This is a genomic window from Pseudolysinimonas sp. (assembly GCF_051954455.1).
Lineage (GTDB): Bacteria > Actinomycetota > Actinomycetes > Actinomycetales > Microbacteriaceae > Pseudolysinimonas.
The window spans coordinates 11,716-31,386 of record NZ_JBQCHS010000022.1; the positions used below are offsets into that span (position 1 = coordinate 11,716).

At 70.7% G+C, this 19,671-nt stretch carries 21 protein-coding genes, 1 tRNA gene and 1 pseudogene; 17 read left to right on the plus strand and 6 right to left on the minus strand.

What is annotated here, in order from left to right; all coding sequences use genetic code 11:
* The first annotated feature begins 4 nt into the window (after nucleotides 1–4).
* From scpB to ACTHM3_RS10210, 6 genes are read left to right on the plus strand one after another with little or no spacing between them, the layout of a single operon-like run.
* Nucleotides 5–616 (plus strand): SMC-Scp complex subunit ScpB, encoded by a 612-nt coding sequence (gene scpB / locus ACTHM3_RS10185; protein ID WP_440405984.1) that lies wholly within the window; start codon nucleotides 5–7, stop codon nucleotides 614–616.
* Complete coding sequence (locus ACTHM3_RS10190; RefSeq protein WP_440405985.1) at nucleotides 613–1,383, plus strand: pseudouridine synthase; 771 nt, start codon at nucleotides 613–615, stop codon at nucleotides 1,381–1,383. Before scpB ends, ACTHM3_RS10190 begins: the two co-directional genes overlap by 4 nt.
* Nucleotides 1,380–2,477 carry a prephenate dehydrogenase gene (locus ACTHM3_RS10195; RefSeq protein ID WP_440405986.1) on the plus strand — a complete coding sequence of 366 codons (1,098 nt, stop codon included), beginning with the start codon at nucleotides 1,380–1,382 and terminating at the stop codon, nucleotides 2,475–2,477. Before ACTHM3_RS10190 ends, ACTHM3_RS10195 begins: the two co-directional genes overlap by 4 nt.
* Nucleotides 2,474–3,139, plus strand: a complete 666-nt coding sequence (cmk, locus tag ACTHM3_RS10200; RefSeq protein ID WP_440405987.1) for a (d)CMP kinase — start codon at nucleotides 2,474–2,476, stop codon at nucleotides 3,137–3,139. The genes ACTHM3_RS10195 and cmk overlap by 4 nt, the downstream gene beginning before the upstream one ends.
* Nucleotides 3,136–4,698 (plus strand): ribosome biogenesis GTPase Der, encoded by a 1,563-nt coding sequence (der, locus tag ACTHM3_RS10205; protein ID WP_440405988.1) that lies wholly within the window; start codon nucleotides 3,136–3,138, stop codon nucleotides 4,696–4,698. Before cmk ends, der begins: the two co-directional genes overlap by 4 nt.
* A 10-nt stretch (nucleotides 4,699–4,708) precedes the next feature.
* Nucleotides 4,709–5,362, plus strand: a complete 654-nt coding sequence (locus ACTHM3_RS10210) for a dihydrofolate reductase family protein (protein ID WP_440405989.1) — start codon at nucleotides 4,709–4,711, stop codon at nucleotides 5,360–5,362.
* Nucleotides 5,363–5,374: 12 nt separating this feature from the next.
* On the opposite strand, the gene ACTHM3_RS10215 is transcribed toward ACTHM3_RS10210, so the two are convergent.
* Entirely contained in the window at nucleotides 5,375–5,926 is a 552-nt protein-coding gene (locus tag ACTHM3_RS10215) for a TetR/AcrR family transcriptional regulator (RefSeq protein ID WP_440405990.1), read from the minus strand.
* Between the two features lie 49 nt (nucleotides 5,927–5,975).
* Here ACTHM3_RS10215 and ACTHM3_RS10220 point away from each other — a divergent pair, with 49 nt between their 5' ends.
* The 5 genes from ACTHM3_RS10220 to ACTHM3_RS10240 all read left to right on the plus strand — a co-directional run bounded on the left by ACTHM3_RS10220 (nucleotide 5,976) and on the right by ACTHM3_RS10240 (nucleotide 8,634).
* Nucleotides 5,976–6,704 carry an MBL fold metallo-hydrolase gene (locus tag ACTHM3_RS10220; protein WP_440405991.1) on the plus strand — a complete coding sequence of 243 codons (729 nt, stop codon included), beginning with the start codon at nucleotides 5,976–5,978 and terminating at the stop codon, nucleotides 6,702–6,704.
* 22 nt (nucleotides 6,705–6,726) lie between these two features.
* Nucleotides 6,727–7,452 carry a class I SAM-dependent methyltransferase gene (locus tag ACTHM3_RS10225; protein ID WP_440405992.1) on the plus strand — a complete coding sequence of 242 codons (726 nt, stop codon included), beginning with the start codon at nucleotides 6,727–6,729 and terminating at the stop codon, nucleotides 7,450–7,452.
* Nucleotides 7,449–8,126: a class I SAM-dependent methyltransferase gene (locus ACTHM3_RS10230; RefSeq protein WP_440405993.1), complete on the plus strand. Its 678-nt coding sequence runs from the start codon at nucleotides 7,449–7,451 to the stop codon at nucleotides 8,124–8,126. Before ACTHM3_RS10225 ends, ACTHM3_RS10230 begins: the two co-directional genes overlap by 4 nt.
* Nucleotides 8,123–8,521, plus strand: a complete 399-nt coding sequence (locus ACTHM3_RS10235) for a YchJ family protein (protein WP_440405994.1) — start codon at nucleotides 8,123–8,125, stop codon at nucleotides 8,519–8,521. Before ACTHM3_RS10230 ends, ACTHM3_RS10235 begins: the two co-directional genes overlap by 4 nt.
* 36 nt (nucleotides 8,522–8,557) lie before the next feature.
* A tRNA-Pro gene (locus ACTHM3_RS10240) sits at nucleotides 8,558–8,634 on the plus strand.
* A gap of 629 nt (nucleotides 8,635–9,263) precedes the next feature.
* On the opposite strand, the gene ACTHM3_RS10245 is transcribed toward ACTHM3_RS10240, so the two are convergent.
* Nucleotides 9,264–10,501 (minus strand): IS3 family transposase gene (locus ACTHM3_RS10245; RefSeq protein WP_440405995.1). Its coding sequence is split into 2 segments (ribosomal slippage): nucleotides 9,264–10,216 and nucleotides 10,216–10,501, totalling 1,239 coding nucleotides; the frame shifts between segments, so codons are not numbered across the junction.
* A gap of 312 nt (nucleotides 10,502–10,813) precedes the next feature.
* On the opposite strand from ACTHM3_RS10245, the gene ACTHM3_RS10250 reads away from it, so the two are divergent.
* Together ACTHM3_RS10250 and ACTHM3_RS10255 are read left to right on the plus strand one after the other, a co-directional pair.
* Complete coding sequence (locus ACTHM3_RS10250; RefSeq protein WP_440405996.1) at nucleotides 10,814–11,482, plus strand: hypothetical protein; 669 nt, start codon at nucleotides 10,814–10,816, stop codon at nucleotides 11,480–11,482.
* Nucleotides 11,483–11,505: 23 nt separating this feature from the next.
* Entirely contained in the window at nucleotides 11,506–11,691 is a 186-nt protein-coding gene (locus ACTHM3_RS10255) for a hypothetical protein (protein ID WP_440405997.1), read from the plus strand.
* Between the two features lie 403 nt (nucleotides 11,692–12,094).
* Here ACTHM3_RS10255 and ACTHM3_RS10260 read toward each other — a convergent pair whose 3' ends face one another.
* Nucleotides 12,095–13,489 (minus strand): hypothetical protein, encoded by a 1,395-nt coding sequence (locus ACTHM3_RS10260; protein ID WP_440405998.1) that lies wholly within the window; start codon nucleotides 13,487–13,489, stop codon nucleotides 12,095–12,097.
* A 257-nt stretch (nucleotides 13,490–13,746) separates the two neighbouring features.
* On the opposite strand from ACTHM3_RS10260, the gene ACTHM3_RS10265 reads away from it, so the two are divergent.
* The 3 genes and pseudogenes from ACTHM3_RS10265 to ACTHM3_RS10275 all read left to right on the plus strand — a co-directional run.
* Nucleotides 13,747–14,058, plus strand: coding sequence for a transposase (locus tag ACTHM3_RS10265; RefSeq protein WP_440405999.1), 312 nt, complete (start codon nucleotides 13,747–13,749; stop codon nucleotides 14,056–14,058).
* 8 nt (nucleotides 14,059–14,066) lie between these two features.
* Nucleotides 14,067–14,462, plus strand: coding sequence for an IS3 family transposase (locus tag ACTHM3_RS10270; protein ID WP_440406000.1), 396 nt, complete (start codon nucleotides 14,067–14,069; stop codon nucleotides 14,460–14,462).
* Nucleotides 14,463–14,480: 18 nt separating this feature from the next.
* Nucleotides 14,481–14,930: pseudogene (locus ACTHM3_RS10275) on the plus strand (IS3 family transposase); the annotation flags it as partial.
* A gap of 811 nt (nucleotides 14,931–15,741) precedes the next feature.
* Here ACTHM3_RS10275 and ACTHM3_RS10280 read toward each other — a convergent pair.
* Entirely contained in the window at nucleotides 15,742–16,158 is a 417-nt protein-coding gene (locus ACTHM3_RS10280) for a YkvA family protein (protein WP_440406001.1), read from the minus strand.
* Between the two features lie 187 nt (nucleotides 16,159–16,345).
* Between ACTHM3_RS10280 and ACTHM3_RS10285 the strand changes: the two genes are divergently transcribed.
* A complete protein-coding gene (locus tag ACTHM3_RS10285) occupies nucleotides 16,346–18,409 on the plus strand; it encodes an NPCBM/NEW2 domain-containing protein (RefSeq protein WP_440406002.1) in 2,064 nt (687 codons plus the stop codon).
* 66 nt (nucleotides 18,410–18,475) lie between these two features.
* Here the strand turns inward: ACTHM3_RS10285 and ACTHM3_RS10290 are convergent, their stop codons facing one another.
* Nucleotides 18,476–18,739, minus strand: a complete 264-nt coding sequence (locus ACTHM3_RS10290) for a hypothetical protein (protein WP_440406003.1) — start codon at nucleotides 18,737–18,739, stop codon at nucleotides 18,476–18,478.
* A 253-nt stretch (nucleotides 18,740–18,992) separates the two neighbouring features.
* On the minus strand, nucleotides 18,993–19,616 hold the full coding sequence (locus ACTHM3_RS10295; RefSeq protein ID WP_440406004.1) for an SRPBCC family protein: 624 nt from the start codon (nucleotides 19,614–19,616) through the stop codon (nucleotides 18,993–18,995).
* Between the last annotated feature and the right edge of the window lie 55 nt (nucleotides 19,617–19,671).

The following is a 19,671-nucleotide window of genomic DNA, read 5'->3' on the forward strand; positions in this document are numbered from 1 at the left end:
GGTCATGAGCACGAGCGGGTCGAGGGGCGGCGACGCCGCTGCGGAGGCGGCTCCGCGACCCGCGGTGACCGATATCGAGCGCGCCCTCGAGGCGATCCTCATGATCGCCGACGAGCCCCTGTCGCTCGTCGCCCTCGCGACCGCCGTCGGCGCCCCCGTGCCCGCGGTGCGGCAGTCGATCGAGCGGCTCGTCGCCGACTACGACGGCGAGCACGGCGGACCGCGCCGCGGCTTCGAGCTCCGCGAGGTCGGCGGCGGCTGGCGGCTCTACGTGCGCCCCGAGCACGACGCGGTCGTCGCGGACTTCGTGCTCACCCAGAACCCGACCCGGCTCTCCCAGGCGGCGCTCGAGACGCTCGCCGTCATCGCCTACAAGCAGCCGATCAGCCGCGGCTCGATCGCCTCGATCCGCGCGGTCAACGTCGACTCCGTGGTCCGCACGCTCGTCGGCCGCGGGCTCATCACCGAGGCGTTCACCGACCCGGAGACCGGCGCCATCCACTACGAGACGACCGACCTCCTCCTCACCCAGCTCGGCATCAACTCGCTCGACGAGCTGCCGCCCATCTCGCCGCTGCTGCCGGACGGCGCCGACGGGTTCGACGACCTCCGATGAGCCCGGGTCCTCGCGAGGGCGCTGCCGAGGGGGAGCGCCTGCAGAAGGTGCTCGCGGCCGCGGGCGTGGCATCACGCCGCGTCGTCGAGCAGTACATGGTCGCCGGGCGCGTGCGGGTGAACGGCGAGGTGGTCACCGAGCTGGGTCGCCGGATCGACCCGGCCGTCGACCACGTCGAGGTCGACGGGCAGGCGGTGCAGCTCGACCCCGGCAAGCGCTACCTGATGCTCAACAAGCCGACCGGCGTCGTCAGCACGATGCGCGACGAGCACGGCCGTCGTGATCTGCGCGAGTGGACCGACGCCCTCGAGGAGCGGGTCTACAACGTCGGCCGCCTGGATGCCGACACCAGCGGGCTGCTGCTGCTCACCAACGACGGCGAGCTGGCCCACGTGCTCGCGCACCCGTCGTTCGGCGTCGAGAAGACCTACATCGCGACCGTGCGCGGCGCCCCGACCGCGGCGACGCTGCGGCGGCTCCGCGAGGGGATCGAGCTCGACGACGGCCCGATCCGCGCCGACCGGATCCGTCTCGTGGGGGACCCCGCCCGCGGCCGGGCGATCGTCGAGCTGACCCTGCACTCGGGCCGCAACCGCATCGTCCGCCGGATGCTCGACGCCGTCGGGCACCCCGTGCAGGAGCTCGTGCGCCGTCAGTTCGGCCCGCTGCACCTCGGATCGCTCGCCGTCGGCCGCATCCGCGACCTCGATACAGTGGAGGTCGGCCGGCTGCTCACGCTGGCCCGGAACGGCCAGTCCTCACCATGACCTCTGCTCGCACGCGCGGACCGGTCCGCATCGTCGGCGCCGGTCTCCTCGGCGCGAGCATCGGCCTCGCGCTGCAGGAGAAGGGCGTCGAGGTCCAGCTCGCCGACGCGTCGAGGGCCGCCGTGCGGCTCGCCGCCGACTACGGCGCCGGGCGCCCCGCCGCGGACGGCGACGCACCGGCGCTCGTCGTCGTCGCCGTGCCGCCGGAGGCGGTGGCCGAGATCGTGGCGCGCGAGCTCGAGGCCTTCCCGGACGCGCTCGTGACCGACGTCGCGAGCGTCAAGTCCGGCATCCTCGCGGAGCTGACGGCCGCGGGCGCCGACCTCGCGCGCTACGTCGGCTCGCATCCGATGGCCGGCCGGGAGCGCGGCGGCGCGGTCTCGGCGCGCGCGGACCTGTTCCTCGGGCGCCCGTGGGTGCTCGCCCCGCACGACGGCGTCGCCGAGGCGCACCTCCACGCGATCGAGGACCTGGCGCTCGACGTCGGCGCCCGTCCGCTCCGCATGGATGCCGCCCGGCACGACCACGGCGTCGCGCTCGTCTCGCACGTGCCGCAGCTCGTCGCGTCGCTGCTCGCGGCCCGGCTCGTCGACGCGCCGGATGCCGAGGTCGGGCTGGCCGGGCAGGGGCTCCGCGACACGACCCGCATCGCCGGCAGCAATCCCGAGCTCTGGGTGCAGATCCTCGGCGCGAACGCCGCGGCGGTCGCCGAGATCCTCACCGCGTACCGCGCCGACCTCGACCGCGTGATCCACGCGCTCCACGACCCCGAGAGGGTCGGCGCCCCGCGCACGGTCGCCGAGGCGCTCGTCGCGGGCAACGAGGGCGTCGCCCGGATCCCGGGCAAGCACGGCCAGGACCGCCGCTTCGCGACGCTCCTCGTCACGGTGCCGGACGAGCCGGGCGAGCTGGGCCGACTCCTCACCGAGATCGGCGAGGAGGGCGTCAACATGGAGGATCTCCGGCTCGAGCACTCGCCCGGGGCGCAGGTCGGCTTCGCCGAGATCGCCGTGCTCCCGGAGGCCGCCCACCGCCTCGCCGCCGCCCTCGAGTCGCGCGGCTGGTCGCTCAGCGAACCGGGAAGGAACGCATGAACCCCATCGTCGTCGCCGTGGACGGTCCCGCCGGGAGCGGCAAGTCGAGCGTGTCGATCGCCGCGGCCCAGAAGCTCGGCTACGCCTTCCTCGACACCGGGGCCGCCTACCGCGCGCTGACCTGGCTCGCCCTGGAGCGGGGCGTCGACCCGGCCGACGGGGTGGCCGTCGTCCGGCTGCTCGCCCAGTTCCACTACGAGACGGTGGCGGGGGAGCGCGGCACCGTCGTGCGGGTCGGCGAGGAGGACGTGACCGAGGCGATCCGCGAACCGCGGGTCTCCGCCGTGGTCAGCGACGTCGCGCGGATCCCGGACGTGCGGCTCGCGCTCAACGAGACCTTCCGCCGCCTGATCGTCGCCACCGAGGCGCCCGGGATCGTGGTGGAGGGCCGCGACATCACCACGGTCGTCGCGCCGGACGCGCCCGTGCGCATCCTGCTCACCGCCTCCGAGGAGGTGCGCATCGCCCGCCGCAGGAAGGACCTGCCGCCGGCGGAGGCCGGCACGGCCGGCCAGCTCGTGGAGCGCGACCGCCGCGACAGCCGGGTCGTCGACTTCCTCACCGCCGCCCCCGGCGTCACGACCCTCGACTCCACCGACCTCGACTTCGACCAGACGGTGGACGCCGTGGTCGACCTCGTCCGCGAGAGGACCGCATCATGAGCGACGCCCCCGGCACGCCCGACCCCACCGACGCCACCGCACCCGACGGCCCCGGCCTCGCGCCCGAGGACGCGTGGGAGGCCGACCCCGAGCTCGGTGAGCGCCTCGACGCGATCGACGACGCCGAGGCCGAGCAGCGCGCCGCCTCGCTCCGCGCGGGCCTCGCCGACTACGACCTCGACGAGGAGGACATCGAGATCCTCGACGCCTCCGCGGAGGGCGTCGGCGGCATCTACTACCTCCCCGCGCTGCCCGTCCTCGCGATCGTCGGGCGGCCGAACGTCGGCAAGTCGGCGCTCGTCAACCGCATCCTCGGGCGCCGCGAGGCGGTCGTCGAGGACGTGCCCGGCGTCACGCGCGACCGCGTCTCGTACCAGGCCGAGTGGATGGGCCGGCGGTTCACGCTCGTCGACACCGGCGGGTGGGAGCCCGATGCGAAGGGCATCGACGCGAGCGTGGCCGCGCAGTCGGAGGTCGCGATCGATCTCGCCGACGCCGTGTTGTTCGTCGTCGACGTGAACGTCGGCGCGACCGCGACCGACGAGCGCGTGGTGCCGCTCCTCCGCGCGTCGAACAAGCCCGTCATCCTCGTCGCCAACAAGGCCGACGACGCGATCCGCGATCCCGAGGCCGCCGCCCTGTGGAGCCTGGGCCTCGGCGAGCCGATGCCGGTCAGTGCCCTGCACGGCCGCGGCGTCGCCGACCTGCTCGACCACGTGATGTCGGTGCTGCCCGAGGTCTCCGCCTACGCCAAGGAGGAGGTCGGCGGGCCCCGCCGCGTCGCCCTGCTCGGCCGGCCGAACGTCGGCAAGAGCTCGCTGCTCAACAAGGCCGCGGGCGAGGAGCGCGTGGTCGTCAACGAGCTGGCGGGCACGACCCGGGATCCCGTCGACCAGCTCGTCGACATCGGCGGCAGGACCTGGCGCTTCGTCGACACCGCCGGCATCCGGCGCCGCGTGCACCTGCAGCAGGGCGCCGACTTCTACGCGTCCCTGCGCACGAGCGCGGCGCTCGAGAAGGCGGAGGTCGCGGTCGTGCTGCTCGACGTGACCGCGCCGATCAGCGAGCAGGACGTGCGGATCATCGACCTGGTGCTCGAGTCGGGCCGCGCTCTGGTTCTCGCCTACAACAAGTGGGACCTGCTCGACGACGACCGCCGCCGCTACCTGGAGCGCGAGATCGAGCAGGACCTCGCGCACGTCTCGTGGGCCCCTCGGGTCAACATCTCGGCCCGCACCGGCCGGCACCTTGAGAAGCTCGTGCCCGCGCTGGAGCTCGCGCTCGAGAGCTGGGACACCCGGATCCCGACCGGCAAGTTCAACGCCCTACTCGCGGAGCTGGTCGCCGAGCACCCGCACCCGGTGCGCGGTGGGCGACAGCCGCGGATCCTCTTCGGCACGCAGGCGTCGACCCGGCCGCCGACGTTCGTGCTCTTCACGACCGGGTTCCTGGATCCCGGCTACCGCCGCTTCATCACGCGCCGCCTGCGCGAGGTGTACGGCTTCGAGGGCACACCGATCATCGTCAACATGCGGGTCCGGGAGAAGCGCAAGCGATGAGGCGGAGCCGATGAGCCTGCGCGCGCACAACATCGCGGTCTCCCTCGACGGCTTCGCCACGGGCGAGGGGCCGTCGCTCGAGGTGCCGTTCGGGCATGCCGGCACCCGGCTCATGCAGTGGTTCTTCGCGACGCCGACCTGGCCGGGCCGCAGCCCGGGCGAGGAGCAGACGCTCGCGCCCGGAGCCGCCGAGGACGACATCTTCGCCCGCCGCGCCTTCGAGGGGTTCGGCGCCGAGATCATGGGCGCCGGCAAGTTCGGGCCGCCCGGGTGGCAGGACGACCCCGACTGGCGGGGCTGGTGGGGTGAGGATCCGCCGTTCGGCACCCCGGTCTTCGTGCTGACCCATCGGCCGCGGCCGACGCTCGCGGTGGGGTCGACGACGTTCCACTTCCTCGACGCGACGCCGGAGGATGCGCTGCGGCGGGCCGAGGAGGCGGCCGGTGATCTCGACGTGCGCCTTGGGGGCGGTCCGACGACGATCCGCGAGTTCCTGACCGCCGACCTCGTCGACGCGATGCATCTCGTGCTCGTGCCGATCGTGCTCGGCCGCGGGGAGCGGATCTGGGACGGCCAGGAGGGGCTCGAGAAGCGCTTCGACGTGCGCTCGACCACGACCGGATCGGGCGTCACCCACCTCGAGTTCGTGCGGAAGGGCCGCTGACCGGCCGAGGTCTCAGCCGAGGGCGGCCACGATCCGCTCGAGCCCCCACGCCCAGGCGGCGTCGACGTCGCCGCCCATGCGGAGCGAGTCGCCGAGCTCCATGGTGATGAAGCCGTTGGCCCACGCGGTGACGAGGCGGGCGCCGTCGAGCGCGTGCGCGGGCCCCGTGAGCTCGGCGACCGCGTCGAGGAGCGGCGCGACGCTGCGGGTCGCGGTGGCGAGCTCCGGCCGGGGTGCGCCGTGGGCGCCGAACACGAGCGAGAAGCCGACGGGTCGCTCGTGGGCGAAGGCGCGGAGCGCGTCGGCCTGCGCGACGATGCGGCGGCGCGGATCGGGGTCGTCGGTCGTCGCGACGAGCCGCGACGTCAGGTCGTCGACGGTCGCGCCGACGACGAGGCCGAGCAGCTCCTGCCGGTCGCGCACGCGCTTGTAGAGGGAGGGCGGCCGCACCCCGACGCGGTCGGCGACCGCCTGCATGGTCAGCCGCTCGGCGCCGCCGCGCTCGACGAGGTCGCGTCCGACCGCGACGATCGCGTCGAGCGTCGTCTTCTCGGGTGCGGGCATGGGTCCCCCTTCTTGACCGGAGAGCTGATGGCTAACTATCGTAGCCTTCATGGAACTCGCCCCCGGCCTGCATCGCATCGGCAACGACATCATCGCGGTCCACCTCATCGTGACCGACGAGGGACTCACCCTCGTCGACGCCGGCCTCGCCGGCCACTACGCCGACCTGCGCCGCGAGCTCGCGGCGATGGGGCGGCCGGTCTCCGACATCCGCGGCATCGTGCTGACCCACGGCGACACCGACCACACCGGCTTCGCGGAGCGGCTGCGCGCCGAGCTCGGCATCCCGGTCTACGTCGGCGCGGGCGACGCGGGGCGCGCGATGGGCGAGAAGCCGCCGGCGACGCCCAAGGACCGCCGCCGGCTTGGACCGGTGCTGCGCTTCTTCGCGTACGCGATGCGCAAGGGCGGCCTGCGGATGCCGGCGGTGAAGGAGGTCGTGCCGGTGCACGACGGCGACGTGCTGCCGCTGCCCGGGGCTCCCGAGATCATCGGGATGCCGGGCCACTCGCCGGGCAGCGTCGCGATCCACGTCCCGGCGGTGCGCGCCCTGTTCGTGGGCGACGAGCTCACGACCCGCAACGTGCTCACCGGTGTCGTGGGGCCGCAGCCGGCGCCGTTCACCGACGACCAGGCCGGATCGTCGGCGTCGCTCGCCCGGATCGAGAACCTCGACGTGGACTGGATCATCCCTGGCCACGGCGCCCCGTGGACCCGGGGCGTGCCTGCGCTCGTCGCGGCCTATCGGGAGGCCGAGGAGGCCCGGTCCGCCGGGTAGCCCGCGCGTAGGCTGGCGGGCGATGTCGAGCTCCCGTGGCACCTCGTTCCACCTCGCCGCCGACGCGTATGCGCGCGCCCGGCCGTCGTATCCCGCCGAGGCGGTCGCCTGGCTGCTTCCGGACGGATCCGTCGACGTCGCCGCCGTGGGCGCCGGCACCGGCAAGCTCTCCGCGGCGATCGCCGCGACGGGCAGGCGGGTCGTCGCCGTCGATCCGGACGCCGGGATGCTCGTGAAGCTCCGCGAGGAGCTGCCCGACGTGCGCACCGAGGTCGGCACCGCCGAGGCGCTGCCGCTGCCCGACGCGTCCGTCGACGCCGTGACATTCGGGCAGGCGTGGCACTGGGTCGACCCGGAGCGCGCGGCCGCGGAGGCGGCGCGCGTGCTCCGGCCGGGCGGCACGCTGGGCCTCATCTGGAACATCCGTGACACCCGCTCGGGCTGGGCGTCGGAGCTCGCACAGATCATCGACCCGAGCGACGCGGAGGAGTTCGTCGCCGGCGGCGGCCCGACCATCGGGGCGCCGTTCGGCGCGACCCGCACGGCGACGTTCGCGTGGGAGAACCCGCTCACCGTCGACGGGCTCGTCGATCTCGTGGCGTCGCGCAGCGCGACGATCGCCCTGCCGGAGGAGGAGCGCGCCGAGCTGCTCGGCCGCGTGCGCGAGCTGGGGGAGCGCGTGCTCGGCGAGCGCGGGGCAGTGGAACTGCCGTACATCACCCACGTCTACCGGGCGGAGTGGGCGTGACCGCAGAGCCTACGGGCGACGAGCATCGGCACGGCGGGCATCGGCACGACGGGCTCGCCGACGGCACCACGGTCGCCGAGTACTGGGAGCGCCGCTATCGCGATGCGGGCCCCGTCTGGTCGGGTCGTCCGAACGCGGCGCTCGTCGCGGTCGCGCCGCCGGCCGCGGGCATCGCGGTCGACCTCGCGTGCGGCGAGGGCGGCGACGCGGTGTGGCTGGCGGAGCAGGGCTGGCGCGTGGTCGCGGTCGACATCTCGGCGACCGCCGTCGACCGCGGTCGGGCGGCGGCCGCGGAGCGCGGGCTCGGCGACGCGATCGACTGGGTCGTCGCCGACCTCGCGGAGTGGGAGGCGCCCGACGGCCTCGCGCTCGTGTCGGCCTGCTTCCTCCAGTCGACCGTCGAACTCGATCGGATCGGGATCCTCCGCCGAGCGGCCGCGCACGTCGCGGTCGGCGGTCACCTCCTCACGGTCGCGCACGCGGCGATGCCGCCGTGGTCGCCGCACGCGGGCGACTCGGGCATCACCCCCGAGACCGAGCTGGCCGATCTCGACCTCGACCCGGCGGCGTGGTCCGTCGAGATCGCGGAGCTGCGCGATCGCGCGGCGACCGGGCCGGGCGGCGAGACGGCGACCCTGACCGACTCCGTCGTCCTCCTGCGGCGGACCGCATGAGCGGCGAGCCATGCGCCTGCGGCTCCGGCCGCACCTACGCCGAGTGCTGCGAGCCGTACCACCTCGGCGACGTGGCGGCTCCGACGGCGGAGGCGCTCATGCGATCCCGCTACACCGCCTTCGCCCGCGGCAACGGCGCCTACCTGCTGCGCACCTGGCATCCGATGACCCGTCCCGAGCACGTGGACGTCGACGACGGGACCGTGTGGCGCCGCCTGCAGATCGTCGACACGGTGCGCGGGGGAGAGGGCGATGTGACGGGCGTCGTGGAGTTCCGCGCGGCGTACCGCGACGCGTCGGGCGCGGCCGGCCTCGTCGAGGAGCGCAGCCGCTTCGATCGCATCGGGGGAGTCTGGCTCTACACCGGTGCGGAGGTCGCCCCCGCGGCACGGTAGGCTAGGCGATCGTGCCGGGTCACCGGCGCGAAGCCACGGGCTGTGGCGCAGCTTGGTAGCGCACCTGACTGGGGGTCAGGGGGTCGCAGGTTCAAATCCTGTCAGCCCGACCATTGAGGCCTTAGAACAAGGCAGTTCAGGAACAAATGAGGTGTTCCAGTCGCACTTACTGGCGCACATATTCGCCCGCTGCCGGGTTGTGGAGTGCCTTCGGTCCGGCTCAATCCGTGCAGCCTCGCTCTGAGGGCTGTGACGTGACCCTCCGCCAGATCTATGTCTCGCGTCGCAGTTGCCGGATCAGACAGTCAGGGTGGCGCAGACATCGGGCTCGCCGCCCTCTGCCTGAGTGACGTTCAAGATTCAGCGGGTCGCTGCCAGGACGCGCCCTAGTTTCACGCGCATCCGCCGACCGACTTTCCATTTCCGTCCGAGGACCTGGGCGGCCAATGCTGCGCTCCATCGTCGAGGCTGTTCGGCCGACCGTCGCCGGTCGAGCCGAAGAGTTCTGGCCCCGGGCTTCGATGACGTGCACTTTGTCTGGGCACAAGGACTACTCGCCTGCGGGCCAGTGGCCATCCTGAATGTATTGAAGGACCCCCTGCAAGTTCAGCAGGGCCGCTTGCACGTCCCCGAGGGTGAACTCGTTCGGGCCCACGGATACCCAATAGGCCACCCCGATGGGCTCACGCGGGTGAGCCAGATCAACGGGAACGCTCGTCTTGAATCGCCCTGGGTTTGGTTCCTAGGGGTTTCCGTGGCTGGCGGGTGCCAGGCGGGGTGATTCGAGGTCAGCGTAGTGCTGGGCCTCGACCTCGGCGGGGGTGCGGTGGTCGAGCTCGCCGTGGAGGCGGGCGTTGTTCCACCACCACACCCATTCCAAGGTTGCGAGCTCGACCTGCTCGACGGTCCGCCAGGGTCCTCGCCGGCGGATCAGTTCGGTCTTGTAGCGGCCGTTCACGGCTTCCGCGAGGGCGTTGTCGTAGGAGTCGCCAACGGTCCCGGTCGAGGGTTTCGCTCCGAGTTCGACGATCCGGTCGGTGTAGACCATCGCCATGTAGTTCGATCCGTGATCCGAGTGATGGGTCAGTCCCGTCAGATCACCGCCGGCGGCGAACGCGGCCATATCCAACGCCCGCAGCGGCAGGATGTCTGCTTTCAATGTCGAGGCGACATTGAACCCGACGATCCGACGGGAGAACACATCGGTGATGAACGCGACGTAGGCGAACCCGGACCACGTGCGGACATAGGTGACGTCCGCCACCCAGAGCTGTCGCGGCGCGATTGCAGTGAATCGCCGCTCGACCAAGTCAGTCGGACGCTGCCCTGCCGGATCGGGGCGGGTGGTGAAGACCTTCTTCGACTGCCGAGCTCCAGCAAGGCCGAGCCCACCCATGAGTCGACCGGTCCGATCACGCCCAATCGCCCATCCCTGCCGCAGCATCGCGCGGTGCATCTTCCGGACTCCGTAGACCCCGTAGTTCGCTTCGTGCAGCCGCGCAATCTCGGCCCCGAGGAGCTCGTCCGAGAGCCGCCGCGCCGACAGCGGCCGCGTTTTCGCAGCCCGATATCCACGAGCCGTGATGAACCCACTGTCTGTCGCACTGAGCACGCGGCAGATGGCCTCGACCCCGAAACGCGCCTTCATCTGATCGATGAACGCGATCATCTCGTCGTGGGGCGGTCGAGTTCCGCGGCGAAAAACGCCGACGCAGCCTTCAAGATCTCGTTCGCGCGTCGCAGCTCGGCGTTCTCCTTCTTCAGCCGCTTCAGCTCGGCATGCTCGACCGAGGTCATCCCCGGGCGAGAACCCGAATCGATCTCTGCAGCACGACGCCACTTCCGCAACGCCTCCGTCGAGACACCGAGCTTCGACGCAACCTGCCGGATCGCCTCGAACTCCGACTCATAGCCGGGCAGAGCTTCATCGAGCATCCGCAACGCGCGCTGCCGGAACTCCGGCGGGCACTGACGGGGCATGATCCATCCTCCAATAGAAGACGGAACCAAACCCAGGGCGATTCAGTCGGAGACTCGCCGGTCAGCAGGCCGCCCTCGCGTTCAGCTGTCGGCGCCGGTCCATCGCCCCACCAGCACGCGCAACCCGCCGAGGGGCTCGGCTGGGTCTCTCCTGCGCTGCCAAGCGTTCGTTCTACTGCCGCAACACGCGCATCCGCGATTGAGGCGGTCTGGATGTCGTCGCAGGGATGTTCTCTTGACAGAAGCTCTGGTCAGTCGCAGTGTTGCCCTGTCGCTCAAACCTGAGCGATTTTTGGCTGGGAAGGATCAGGAATGAAGCACACGCGCTGGCTATTCGCAGCTGCTACCTCGGTGGCGGTTGTCGCCGGAATGGTGGTCGCAAGCCCCGCGATGGCCGAAACCGCGGACACCGCGGGGTCGTATTACGGGCACCAACTATCTTCAGCCGAGATCTCTGCTGGCGATGAGGCGGTCGCAAAGGTCGCGGACTTGCGTACCGCGATCACCACTCAAAACGGCTCGTTGCACTTCGACGCCTCGAGGGCGCTTGCGCTCGGCGCTGACCCATCGACAGTTCAGCAGGTGGCGGTCGGGGTGGTCGCGGGGGGCGGCTCCGTTTCGGGAGTGGCGGTCGATGCGGCATCGATTGCGAGAACCGCCAACCAGCTCGCGGCCGTCCGCGCAGCTTCTCGGGCAAACTGTGCCGGGCAGACGAACTACAGCACGCAATGGTTCGGTCATCAGCTGAAACTCAACTCGTGTGATGCAAACCGGGTCATCGCGGCGATGAGCGCTGGTGCGGGTGTTGCAGGCTTGGCCGCCATCATCACATCCGAAACCGGTGTCGGCGGCATTGCTGGCGGCGTCATCGCAGGAGTGCTGGCGATTGGCGCGGGTGCCCTCGGGTGGTGTGCTGCGAACGGCACGGGCGTAATCATCGACCTTTCGTGGGCGGGCGTACCCTGGTGCGCAGCGCAGTGACCGAAGCTCGAGGAGGATCACCGATGAGAGGCAAGACGATCATGTTCGCCGTGTCACTCGGCGTCGCCGCGGGGCTTCTTCTCGCGGGCATCCTGGTGTTCGCCTTCCGCGGTGTCGGGAACCCCCTCGGCGTGGCTCTGTGCATCGGCGCAGCGGTCATCGGAATCCTGTACGTCGCCGTACGGAACTCGTCCGCACGAACACACTGACCAAACAGGTACCGGGGCTTCCTCTTCAGACTGGAGGCCCCGGTATGTGTGTTCCTGCGCCCCGCCTCAGCCAACGAGGGATCGAGTACCTTGAACGGGGCCCTCGAACCATTTGATGGGAAACGTTGGAACCATGCTCGCGGTAACCCAGCCGGTCACGTAGTCAGAGAGAGGTGGGGGCAATGGCGCAGAGGACTGATGGCTACGGAAAAGTGATCCGCGACGCTCGGATGGTTCCCTGCCCATCGTCCACTTGCAGGAACGCCTCAACGAGCCACCGCTTCGTCTCCGTTGTCGAGGGTGATCCTGGGCGTTCAACATTCCGATGCGAGGACTGTGACGGTCTCCAGAACCTCGACACGTGGATTACGACGCCCCCGAGCGAGTCTGAGTTCTTCCTCCGTTAAGCGGCCAGCCACTCCGCGAGTGTCGTCTCCGGGCTGGCTCGCAATATGAAGCGGGCCGTGCCGTCCGCAAATGTCTCGCCGTATCCTGACGTGACCAGCTTTCGGGTGAGCGCAGCGCCGATGCTTGACCGAAACTCCTCGGGCGGGTCCCCGGCGATCACCTCAGCATGAAGTACCTCTACCCAGGCCATGAACGCCGCCTCGCGCCGTGCCATCTTCGTCGAGCTGTCCACGTCAGCGAAAGACGGCGCCTTCGGGATCGGATGCGCCTCCAGTAGCTGGGCGATCACGCTCCAGGTCTGTCGCTTGACATCCCTCGCCGCCTCCCGCTCCGCTCGCCGTTCGGCGATGGCGGTCTTGTACTTTGCTTCCGCCCGTTCCCGACGCGCGCGAGCAGTCAGCCCTCCCGCTCCGCACTCCGGGTCATCGGCCAAACGATCCAGGATCTCCGTGAGGAGCGGCCGCACGATCGCCTGGGTCAAGGCGTACCGTTCGGTCAGTTCTGCTCGCAACCGCGGTGCCATCCGCGCTCGGATGCCGAACCGCTCCGGATCAATGCCCGCCACGTCCGCGAGCAGCATCAGCCAGTGCCGGTGCGACAGCTGCGACGAGTAGGCCCACGCCGGATGCGTGACCGACAGGATCACCGCCGCGATTGCCGACCGGTCACCGTCGACCAGCGCCCTGATGTCTTCCTTCCATGCGCCCGCTGCCGACCGCCGTTCCCCGTCGCGCAGTCGCACGATCCGGTACCGACCGGTGACGCCTTGCCCGCCACGTGAGCGAGTCAGAATCCCGGCGTCGAGGAGTGCCTCCAGCGTCCGGTCTGCCGTGCGCGCCGAGCAGCCGAGCTCCAACGAGAGCAGCTCATGGGAGAGCAGCACCGAGTCGAAGCCGCGCTCATCCTGGAGCCACCGGGCGCCGACGACCGCCAGTGCCGCGCGCAGCATCGCATTCCTCGGGAGCCCACCGCGCTCACCCGGCAGTTCCAGCAGCAGGCCAGCCATCAGCGCCGTGGTCCGCTCGAGTCGATCGCGACGCCGCGCGCCATCATCCGAAGAGCTGGAGGCCCGCACCCGAGCTGCGTCCAGGAGCCCGCGCCACCTGCGGCCCTCAACGATGTTCCTCATCCGGGCGTCCATCTGCCGGGTGTCCTCTGCGGAGTGGGTCCACTCCGCTCCGGTTCCGTGCCGATCCCGATCCGCAGCGCGGTGCGCCGGCTGGACCGAGCCCTCGACGGAGCGTGACCTGATCCACAGGCGCATGGCCTCAGCCGGGATGCCCTCATCGAGACCACGGATCAGCACTGCCAGCACTCGGGCGGCCGGCGTGCCGGTTGCATGCTTCAGCACGTCCCCGAGGGCTTCATCCCATTGGGCCAGGTCTGACAATTCGGAATTGTCTATGCCGGATGTCCATTTCTGTGGAGTAGCTATATATCCATTGAAGCGCGCGGAGCTAAGCCTCAATGGATATTCGCGCGACTCGACGACAGAATGATCATCGATTTGCTGAGGTCGCCCCCGATATTGACCATTCGAGGCCAGCCTCAAATGGGAATTGATTCTTCGGCAGCGTGCAGCGAGCGGCGCGCAATCGGAGCGGAGACGGAGCCTGACCCGGTTCTTCGGACATCTTGAGTGAGGCGATGATCGTCTCGGAAGGAGTCCGCGTTATGCCTGCTGCTCATCCGCCGGAGTTCCGGCGTCGTGCTCTGGATCTTGTTGCGCAGGGCAACCCGGTTGCTCAGACGGCTCGTGATCTCGGGATCAGCGAGTCGTGTCTGCGGAACTGGATGAATCGCGACGCGGTCGACTCGGGCCGCAAGGCCGGGGTCACCACCGATGAGCATCGGGAGCTTGTCGAGTTGCGTCGCCGGTTGCGGGTGTTGGAGATGGAGAACGAGATCTTGAAGCGCGCCAGCGCCTATTTCGCGAGGGAGAACGTGCTCCCAAAATAGGGTTCCGGTTGGTCCAGGAGCTCGCCGCGGATGGTGTTCCCGTCGCGGTGGCCTGCCGGTTCCTGAAGGTCTCAAAGTCTGGCTACTACGAGTGGGTGTCGCGTCCGCCGTCGCCGCGAGCGGTCGCGGACGCGCAGCTCGCGAGCACGATCCGTCGGGTTCACCGGGATTCGCGCGGCACCTATGGCGCGCCGCGGGTGCTTGCCGAGCTGCGGCTCGGGCTCGGCGTCCGTGTCGGCAAGAAACGCGTTGCGCGGCTGATGCGCCGGGAAGGCCTGACCGGGGTGTCTCACCGCCGCAAGCGACGGGGTTGGAAGCCGGACACTGCGACGCATGAGGATCTCGTGAAGCGCCAGTTCCGGGCGGACGAGCCGAACCGGCTCTGGTTCTGCGACATCACCTAGCACCGCGCGAGGGACGGATGGGTCTACTGCGCCGCGGTGATCGACGCGTTCAGCCGCCGGATCGTGGGCTGGTCGATCTCGGACCGGATCACCGCGGAGATCGTCGTCGACGCGCTCGAGATGGCCCGCTGGCGACGCCGGCCCGAGCCCGGGACGGTGGTCCACGCCGACAGGGGAGCGCAATACACCTCATGGCTCTTCGGGCACCGGCTCCGGCAGGCCGGGCTCCTCGGCTCGATGGGCCGGGTCGCGTCGAGCGTCGACAACGCGCTGATCGAGTCGTTCTGGTCAACGATGCAACGCGAGCTCCTGGATCGATCGAGCTGGACCTCCAAGGCCGAGCTGTCATCGGCGATGTTCGAGTGGATCGAAGGGTTCTACAACCCGACCCGCCGGCACACCGCCCTCGACAACCGCAGCCCCGTCGAGTTCGAGAGGCTTCACACCACCGCCGCAACCGCGGCATGATCAACAAAACAAAACCGTCCGGGAAACCGGGGCAGGCTCCCAGGTTGTAGTTGACGATGAGGATCGTTGCGAAGAAGGCGCCCGCAACGAACCCGCGGACGCGTCGCCGTCCGGGCGTCTTGAGGCTGTCGAGATGGTCGTCTTTGAGTCCGTTGTTGACCGACTCGATTGACTGGCGAGCGGCTGAATGGAACGCTTCCCACTCAGGGCTGCCGTACTCGTGTGCTTGTGCGTAGCGAAGGTTCACGTCCGCGTCGAGCGTGATGGCGTGCTGGGCACAGATCGAGTCGAGGAACTCAGGCACGTCCGAATCCGCGATCTCAGGGCGCTCCTCGCCGGGCTTCCTGACGGCGGCCTTCTTCGACAGTTCCACCAGCGGGCAGGTCACGGTCGGCGCGCTGAAGCTTGATGAGCATCGGTCCTCCTGGTGAGGACGACCCTAACGCGAGGACTCGCGGAGCACGCTCACCGGCGCGACTGCGCTTTCCACGTGAGCCGCCCGACCGACGCGAGCACCGCGCTGGTCGTCAGACTAGGTCAAGTGAACCCATCGCGCCGCAGAGGGGCATTTGACCGGACGGAGCGTTTGGGCGCAATTGCCCGATACGCCCGCGCAGCTGAGAGCCGCCGTGCTCATCGGCGTCGACGGGCCATCACCGATGACGACCCGGCCGCGAAAGCCACCTGATGCACCGCTCCCTCTTCGACAGATCGTAGGACGTCGTAACGGGCTGATACACGGCCGGCCGAGTTCCGAGCCGTTGGCCTGAGGCAGTCGCGCTGACGCGTCCGTGCGTAGTCCGACCGCGGATCACCCCGGCGCGACCCCGCAGATCCTCCGCAGCGCCGCCAACCCCTCGGGCGTCCCCGGCCAAAGCCGATCGAGCGCGTCGGCTCCCGCGGCCCGCGTCACGTAGCGCAGGACGATCGCCACGATGATCGCGTCGTCCAGATAGCCGACCACCGGGATGAAGTCGGGGATCAGGTCGATCGGCAGTACGAGGTAGATCAGCAGGAGCGTCAGCCCGACCCGGACGCGGCGGGGCACCGCCCGATCGGCCACCAGCCGGCGGAGGAGCCGCACCACGTCCGGGACCAGTCGAAGGGCATCCCGAAGCGTGGTGCGGTCGCCCGAGCGTCGTGAGGCGATGAGCAGCGCGGCCACCAGCGCGACCCACAGGAGGAGCAGCCCCCCGACGACGGCCACCGGGATCGCCCACCACTCCACAGCGGCATCTCTAGCACGCCGGAACGCCGAGGTGCGCTCGTCGATTCGTCGGATCGTCCAGGTTTTCCGCCGGATCCTGCTAGGGCACCGCCCGCGAGCCTGCTTACCGTCGAGGAGAACCCGAATCCCCCGGACCCGCGCATCCCTGAGCGCGGTCCAGCTCGATGAAGAGAACTGGAGACGGAGCATGACAGCACGGACCTGGCGGACCGCGGCGCTCGCCGCGGTCATCGGGGTCGCTCTCGCGATCACCGCGGCCCTCCCGGCCACGGCGGCGACCGGCGCGGACCCCGCCCACAGGGCAGGAGGATCGACCCCGTCGGTCCTCTCGCCCACGCCCTACATGGGCTGGAACACCTACTACGGCCTCGGCGGCAGCGTGACCCAGGACCAGGTGCTCGCCCAGGCGCGGGCGCTGAAATCCACGGGCCTCGCGCGCGCCGGCTACGACATCGTGTGGCTCGACGGGGGCTGGCAGAACTCGACCCCGCGCGGGAGCGACGGGCAGCTGCAGGCCGACCGCGCGCGATTCCCCGACGGGATGGCGTCGCTCACCGCGAAGCTGCACGCCATGGGTCTCAAGGCGGGCATCTACACGGATGCCGGTCCCTACCTCCCGGCCAACTGCGGCCTGGGCAGCTACGGCCACTACCAGACGGACGCCGACACGTTCGCTGCGTGGGGCTTCGACGCGGTGAAGGTCGACTTCCTGTGCGGGATCGCCGCGAACCTCGACCCGAAGACGGTCTACATGGAGTTCGCGAAGGCCCTGCGGAACAACGCCAGCCACCGACCGATGATCCTCAACATCTGCAACCCGGTGACCTCGCCCGACTGGGGCGACTACCCCGAGAGTCAGCAGTCGACCAACACGTGGACGTACGCCCCGGCGATCGCCCAGTCATGGCGCACCTACACGGATGTCGGATTCCAGGGCTCCATCAAGTTCGCCGACGTGCTGCGCAACTTCGACGCGAACGCCGCGCACCCGGAGTCGGCCGGCCCCGGTCACTTCAGCGACCCCGACTACCTCGGGCCGCAGCTCGGCATGACCGACGAGCAGTTCCGCACCCAGGTCGCGCTGTGGGCGATCTCGGCGGCGCCGCTCGTGATCGGCAACGACCTCACGAAGCTCACCCCGACGACCCTTGCAGCCCTCACCAACCCGCGCCTCGTCGCCGTCGACCAGGACCGGCTCGGCAAGCAGGGCACCCGCGTCGGCCCGGCCGGCACGACGGAGACCTGGGTCAAGCCGCTCGCCGACGGGTCGCGGGCGGTCGTGCTGCTGAACCGCGGAACGACACCCGCCACCGTGCAGACCACGGCATCCGCCCTCAGGCTCCGCGGCGGCCTCGCGCGGGTCACCGACGCCTGGACCGGCGCCGTCAGCCAGACGCGCGGCACGGTCCGGGCGGCCGTCCCGGCGCAGGGGACCGCGGTGCTCGTCGTCTCGAATGCGCCGGGTGTCGCCGCGCCCCGCGTGGTGCTCGGCGCCGCCTCGACCTCGTCGACGCTCGTCGCGCCCGGCGAGACGGTGAAGCTGACGGCGACGCTCACGAACGACGGCGTCGTGCCGGCCACCGGCATCCAGGTCTCGGCGACCGCGCCGAGCGGCTGGGTCGTGACGGATGCGACCAAGCCGCCCGCCATCCTGCCGCCCGGCAGATCCGCGACGGTCGTCACGACGGTGACGGTGCCGGCGGCCGCCGCGGTCGGCGACGCGACGGTGGCACCGACGCTGCGGTTCCGGTCGCCGCTCGGATCGGGGTCCTCCACCGGGGCGCCCGTCATGGTGACCGTGGCGCCGCCCGTGCCGCTGGCCGGTGCGTCGTCGCTCTCGGCCCACCCCTGGGTGAGCGCCACGAGCGGATGGATGGAGCCGCGCGTCGACCAGACGGTCGGCGGCGGCCCCATCACGATGGGCGGCGTCGTCCATCCGACCGGCATCGGCGTCGCGTCGCCGTCGGTGGTGCGGTACTACCTCGGCGGGGCGTGCACGACGCTCACCGGAACGGTCGGCATCGACGACGCGGTGATCAACGTCGGACCGGAGGGCGGGACCTCGACCTTCAGTGTGGTGGGGGACGGCGCGTCGAAGTACGCGAGCCCCACCATCACGCGCGGCGCCGCGACGAGCTTCACCGCCGACGTGACGGGAGTCGTCGACCTGCAGCTCGTCGTGGGCGACGCAGGCGACGGCGGCTACAACGACCGCGCCGACTGGGCGGATCTGACGGTCACCTGCAGCTGAGTGCGGGGGAGAGCGGGGTCGTCGGCCGTCGGGTCGACGACCCCGCTCCCTTGTGCTGTCCGGAGCTCAGTGCCCGAGGAAGACGGGCACGCCGACACCGGGCGCGCGGTGGTACCGCTCGTGGGTGTCGGAGGTGCGGGGGCGGCCGAGGGTCCAGTCCAGCCGGACCGCGATGTGGGCGTCGTCGCGATCGGGGAAGGTGCCGAGGTCGACGCCGTCGAGGCTGCGGGCGCGCCAGAGCGACATGCCCGACGGGGCGGCGCCGACCCGCTGCACCGTGCCGATCTGACGACCGAAGTCGTCATGCACCGGGTGCTCGGGTTCGATCATGCCGTCGAACATACGTTCGAATCCCGCGACACGCCAAGCGCGGATTCCAGCATCCGGCGCGCCCCGGCGAATCGAGGAATCTGTCTGCGATTCGTCGCCGAAGCGTCGCCAGGCGTCCCCATGGGGTCTCCAGAAGACACTTAGCGACGTTTCGACGAGCACGAACGACGTCGGTGGGCCGACGCTGAACGGCGCCGGAGCATCGGGTGCAGTCGCGCGAACTCGTCGCCCATCGCGCGCTCGAACATCGACGTCACGGTGCCTCCAAGGTGCTGAGGGAGGCGGGCGCATCCGCCAGCGCGTGCGCGTGCGGCGGGGTGCGCTCGCACCGGGCGGCCCGTGGGCGGTCACGGCGCCACAGCGCGAGCGCCGACCGCAGCGGCCAGCGCTCGGGCGGCACATCGTCCTCCGCCCAGATCCGGAGCCGGTCGAAGCTCCAGGCGGTCATCCACCCGATCAGCCGGCGGAGCAGCAGTCGATCGAGGAGCCGCCCCCAGCCCGGCGCGTAGTCGAAGCCGGTCGTGAAGACGATTGCCGATCCGTCGTCCGTGGGCCGGTAGCGCCAGAACCCGCGGCCGTCGCCGAGCGGCGAGAGGCGGTCGTGGGTGTCGAAGCGGAGCGCCGAGGTCGCGGTGCCGTCGACGCCGCGGCGCTCGCCGAGGGAGGTGCCCGTGCCGCGGATGGTGTGGAACGGGAGCCGCCGCTCGTAGCCGAAGCGCTCGGCGCCGGTCGGCAGGCGCTCCACCGGCACGATGCGGCTGAAGCGGAGATCCCAGCGCGCGTGGGCGGACGGATCCTGGGTGAGCTCCCACAGCCGCGACAGCGGTGCGCGGATCACGATGCGGACGTAGACGCCGCGACGTCCCCGGGGAGGCATGCGGCCATCCTGCCCGTCCCCCTCGCAGTGCGTGGGCGACACCCGGAGGTGAGTG